Genomic DNA, 454 nt, shown 5'->3' on the forward strand with positions numbered 1-454 from the left:
TCGCCCTTCACTACGTAACAAAGTTGAGCGATATTCTCCTATTCTGGCTCGCGTTCATCTTCACGCGACCCTTCGGAGCTACCTTCGGAGATTTTCTTACCAAACCGATAAAAGATGGCGGTTTATCACTGCCAAGGGGCTATGCTTCAGTGATCGCCTTTATCCTGCTGGCGGTTGTCCTATTCTTTTCCGTGCGAAAGGAGAAAAAAGTGCGTTACCCAATTGAGTGATACGTTTAAGCAGATAGATGACTATTTTTTGTTAAATACAAAATAAATAGTATAGAAATATGAGAATTTTAATAGTTGAAGATGATGATCGCATCGCTAAACCCTTAGCTGAAGATTTAAAACATCAACATCATGCTGTTGATATTGCTGGTGATGGAATTGAAGGTTGGGAATACGCCCAAGCAGGTAATTATGATTTAATTTTATTAGATTTAATGTTGCCG

The 454-nt window shown here is 39.4% G+C and carries 2 protein-coding genes; both read left to right on the forward strand.

Translation table 11 applies throughout. From position 1 onward, the window contains the following. Window positions 1–23 precede the first annotated feature (23 nt). Window positions 24–230 (forward strand): COG4705 family protein, encoded by a 207-nt coding sequence (locus tag UYI_RS33950; RefSeq protein WP_235148060.1) that lies wholly within the window; start codon window positions 24–26, stop codon window positions 228–230. Between the two features lie 59 nt (window positions 231–289). Then, window positions 290–454: response regulator (locus tag UYI_RS33955; protein ID WP_035139157.1), on the forward strand; the 165-nt coding region annotated here is incomplete at its 3' end.

The sequence above is a fragment of the Fischerella muscicola PCC 7414 genome, from assembly GCF_000317205.1.
In the GTDB taxonomy this organism is placed as follows: Bacteria; Cyanobacteriota; Cyanobacteriia; order Cyanobacteriales; family Nostocaceae; genus Fischerella; species Fischerella muscicola.